The 4,336-nt window shown below is 29.2% G+C and carries 6 protein-coding genes; 4 read left to right on the top strand and 2 right to left on the bottom strand.

Going from position 1 to position 4,336, the window contains the following annotated elements; genetic code table 11:
* Positions 1-93: 93 nt before the first annotated feature.
* From ACRC03_RS10645 to ACRC03_RS10630, 4 genes are all read left to right on the top strand, one after another.
* Positions 94-444 carry an amino acid permease gene (locus tag ACRC03_RS10645; RefSeq protein WP_438652545.1) on the top strand — a complete coding sequence of 117 codons (351 nt, stop codon included), beginning with the start codon at positions 94-96 and terminating at the stop codon, positions 442-444.
* Between the two features lie 3 nt (positions 445-447).
* Positions 448-582 (top strand): hypothetical protein, encoded by a 135-nt coding sequence (locus tag ACRC03_RS10640; RefSeq protein ID WP_438652544.1) that lies wholly within the window; start codon positions 448-450, stop codon positions 580-582.
* A gap of 225 nt (positions 583-807) precedes the next feature.
* Positions 808-1,752, top strand: a complete 945-nt coding sequence (locus ACRC03_RS10635; RefSeq protein WP_438652543.1) for an FUSC family protein — start codon at positions 808-810, stop codon at positions 1,750-1,752.
* 21 nt (positions 1,753-1,773) lie between these two features.
* Entirely contained in the window at positions 1,774-1,914 is a 141-nt protein-coding gene (locus ACRC03_RS10630) for a hypothetical protein (RefSeq protein WP_438652542.1), read from the top strand.
* A 130-nt stretch (positions 1,915-2,044) separates the two neighbouring features.
* On the opposite strand, the gene ACRC03_RS10625 is transcribed toward ACRC03_RS10630, so the two are convergent.
* A complete protein-coding gene (locus ACRC03_RS10625; RefSeq protein ID WP_438652541.1) occupies positions 2,045-3,799 on the bottom strand; it encodes a methyl-accepting chemotaxis protein in 1,755 nt (584 codons plus the stop codon).
* A 202-nt stretch (positions 3,800-4,001) separates the two neighbouring features.
* Positions 4,002-4,175, bottom strand: coding sequence for a transposase (locus tag ACRC03_RS10620; RefSeq protein WP_438652540.1), 174 nt, complete (start codon positions 4,173-4,175; stop codon positions 4,002-4,004).
* Positions 4,176-4,336: the final 161 nt, after the last annotated feature.

Genomic DNA, 4,336 nt, shown 5'->3' with positions numbered 1-4,336 from the left:
TTCACCCCACTTTCATCATATATTATTTTTATTATACAACATTTGAGACTTAATATAACTAGAAGTTGTTCCACCTCTCTTTATTAAGATAGTTTGAGACCTTGCCTTTCATCCCCACATCTAAAGAAGGGGGCTTTTCGGCAATTTATTGTAAAAAGTGAAGGAAGTGTTGCTACTAGCTTATATCCTATTACAAATCCAGACATAAACTTATCAACTGGATTAGATGCTGCACTACTTGGTGTATTATTTGCTTACGAAGGTTGGATGAGTGCTGGTAACTTAGCTTGTGAAATGAAAGATCCTAAAAAAGATTTACCAAAAGCAAGAGTGCTTGGTATAACAGGTGTTACTTTAATATATATAGCTATAAACATGGCTTATCTTTGGGTATTACCAGCAGATGTTTTAGCTAAAGCAGAAGCACCAGGTAATGTTATATAGGTAATGAGTATATTAGGTGGAGTATACGTTGTATTTAGTACATTAATGACTCAAACTAGTAATGCTCTACTTGGTTTAGGAATAGCATTAGTTGGTTTACCAATATACTTTGTTTTCAATAAAGAAAAAGTAAAATAAATTTACGAGATTTTATAATATAAACAAGTTCAAATTATTTATATTTAATAATAGAGTAGGTCTTAAATAATTATCTTATTTAATTCCTACTCTATTTTGAATTTAATTGTTATACTTGTCCATTTACTAAATAAGAAAAATAGCTTATAATTTATATCATATTTTCCTTAATCTTTAAAATAATAAAATATGGAGGTGCAAGATTTTATCAAGAGTTAAATTCTTTTGATATTATCAATACATATGAAACATATAGGAATGAGAACAACAAAAACAGGTATAGGAATTTTTTTATCAATATTTCTTTCTCCTCTTATAGTTCAAACACCACTTTATGCTGCTATAGCTTGTATGATGTCTATTCAAACATCTGTAAAAGGATCTATAGTTACAGGTCTTACTAGGATAAAGGGCACTATATTAGGAGGTATTATAGGATATTTATTTACAGCCTTTTTGATGCCAAACAATGCTTTAATATGTGCACTTGGAGCAGTTTGTACTATATATTTATGTATCCTATTAAAAATGAAGGAAGAAGTTGCTATAGCTACGGTTACTTTTTTATCCATAAACTTAGGGACTATAGAATCTGCTTTAATCTATCATTCTATTCATAGAGTAATAGATAACTCAGTGGGTGTATTTATAGGAATTTGTGTAAACTACTTTTTAGCTAGACCTAATCATGCAAAAGATGTAATAAAAACATTAGAGGCTATCTCTTTAGATATTGATAAGTTTCTTAATTACAAGATTTTAAAGAAAAAAAAGGTAAACTTTGATATAGAAAATCTAGAATCATTAATAAGTACACTTGAAAAAACTCATACTAATTATGTAATTTCTACAGATTATGAAAATATAGAGGATAATATAAATGTTGAAGAAGATGAAAATTCTATAAAAAATTTAATAATCCTATGTAGAGAGTTGTATTTTCATATTCAATCAATTATGCATTTAGAAAGAAAGCTATTTTTAAGTAATTTTAACTATAGAAATTTAAAAGAATTGTATCCAGGGGATAATATTAATTGGGAACTTGATGATGTTAAAAGTCCTGTTTTTAACTATCATTTGAGTAAGATTTTAAGTAGACATTCACAGTTAAATACAACATTAGTAAAAATAGGTATTGAAATAGATAACGATAAACCCGAAGAATAAGATTTTAATGGAGGTAATTTATTGAATATAGAAATATATGCAGACGCTAGTTTATTACACACTAAAATAGGAGTAGGGTTATTAGTATTATCAGATGGTAATACGTTACTAAAAGTTGCTAAAAAATTAGATCCAAAGCTGAAAATCTCAGATATTAAGTAATTCCTTATGTGTGTAGATAGTTTGGTATATATTACTTGCAAATCAGTGTATATACCAAACTAATTACTACTAATAAAATTAGGCTACAAAACACAATAAAAGTGTTTTGTAGCCTAATTTTAATTTAATATTAATTTCCGCTTGAATCACTATAATAAACTTCATTAATATCAAAAGTTATATCTTTATGATGTTTTTGTGCCTCTTTTAATTTGAATTTCTCCATAAGTTCTCTTAACATTTGAGCTTGTCCGCTTAATTCTTCACTTGCTGCTGCACTTTCTTCTGCTGTAGCTGAATTATTTTGTACTACATCTGAAATTTGGCTTACTCCTAGTGTAACTTGGCTAATTGCACTAGCTTGTTCTTCTGAGTCTCTAGCTATTTCATCTATTAATGCAATAGTTTTGCCTGAAGTTTCTATTATTCTTTTCAGTGATTCTGCTGTATTATTTGCAATCTCATTTCCATTATTAACTAATTTCATTGAGTTTTGTATAAGTATTTCTGTATTTTTTGCTGCCTCTGCTGATTTAGCCGCTAGATTTCTTACTTCATCTGCTACAACAGCAAATCCTTTACCTGACTGACCTGCACGTGCCGCTTCTACTGCTGCATTTAATGCTAATATATTTGTTTGGAATGCTATATCATCTATAGTTTTTATTATTCTTCCTATTTCCTCAGATGAGGATGAAATCTCGTTCATAGCTTTTACCATTTGCTTCATTTGCTTATCACCATCTTCAACTTCACGCCCTGCGCTTAGTGATAAACTATTAGCTTCACTTGCATTTTTTGCAGTATCTTTGATTTTTTCAGATATTTCTGTGATTGTAGCAGATAACTCTTCTAGTGAACTTGCTTGTTCTGTTGCTCCTTGTGACAACATCAAGGCTCCGCTTGCTACTTGTTCTGAGGCTGCTCCAACTTCATCTGATGAAGCATTTATTTGTTGCATTGTTTCATTTAAATCATTAGTAATTTTAGCTAGAGATTTTTCTATTTCCTCGTATACACCTATATATTCTACTTGGGTATTTGCATTAAAATTACCACTTGCCACTTCTCCTAAAATACGAACTGTATCATGTATAACGTCTTTTGTTTGGCTACTCATTTCACGTATACAATTTGATAGACTACCTAATTCATCTTCTGACTGATAAGTTACAGAAATATCAAAATCTCCTTTTGCCATTTTCTTTGCTGCTATTTCAATTTCACTAACAGGTTTTTTTATTGATTTTATAAGTCTTATAGACATATATATACCTAATATTATACTAAGCGGAGTTAAAATATTTCCATATATATTTGATTTTAATACTGCCTTATCAGCAACTTTAATAAATTCTTTTCCTTGTTCATCTAATTGCTTGTAAATCTTTGTAGAATTGTTTTCACACTCATTATATGCTTTTACAGCTTCACTTTTTTCATCCGTTAAAATCATTTCTGCGCTTTGCCAATCTTCTGATTCTATAAAGGGATAAATTTTTTCAATCTCTTGCCTAAACTTCGCAACATTACTTTTTAACTCTTGAAGTAATTTGGTATCTGTACCTGGGTGCTCGCTTATGACTTGTATTCTTTTATCAATACTATTAAATTTGCTATTCGCTTCTTCTTTAAAATAATCTATTGATGCTGAAGCATATGCATCATAAACATTTTGTCTAGCAGTTAATAAATCTTTTGAAATTCCCATGGCTTCATTTGTCAATTGATATGGCCCATCATATAAATAATTAATTAATTTACCAGTCTTTTTTAAGTTGAATATGGTATTACCACTTACTAAGGATGTGATTAATAACACTATAAAGAATGACACTCCTATTTTTTTACTAATCTTAAAATTCTTTAATTTCCATTTGTTCACTTGTTGCTCCTCCTGTACATTGCTATATGTTATACCACTTTATAAGTTTGTAGTTTAGATAATTTATATTATATCTTAAACTAAACTACTCTGTTTTTTATACGGCTAAACATATATTTGCTTTAGCTATAAATAATGATTGCATCTGTGTATGATTTTTGATACTTTCATGTGTTAAAATATATTTATATAGTAAGCAAACTTAAAAAATTTGGGAAATACATTCTTTAAGTCCATTGTTATTTTTATCTATTTTTTTCAGTTTCTTCTTTAGTGTTGCCCAAAACTTTTCTATCGGATTTAATTCTTGAGAATAAGGTGGCAAAAATATTAAGCTTAAATTCTTGTCAGCAGTTTTGCATAATTCATTTGACATTCTCGCCCATAGCTAAAGCTAGGGGATTCATTGAGATTAGCAAGTGATTAAATCGAAGTCTATTTCTAGTATCGAAGTATGACCTTACCATAGGGGCTATGTCATTAGCCCTTCCTAAATCAGACCATCTAGGTATTTAGGCTGATAGACTATGACCATCT

Source organism: Romboutsia sp. (assembly GCF_051659545.1).
GTDB lineage: Bacteria > Bacillota > Clostridia > Peptostreptococcales > Peptostreptococcaceae > JBOFOR01.
Note: the sequence above shows the minus strand (reverse complement) of the source record. Positions and strands in the feature narration are given on the sequence as shown.

Coding starts and splice junctions, on each gene's coding strand:
- ACRC03_RS10640 (WP_438652544.1), top strand. CDS start 448: ATGAGTATATTAGGTGGAGTATACGTTGTATTTAGTACATTAATGACT.
- ACRC03_RS10620 (WP_438652540.1), bottom strand. CDS start 4,175: ATGTCAAATGAATTATGCAAAACTGCTGACAAGAATTTAAGCTTAATA.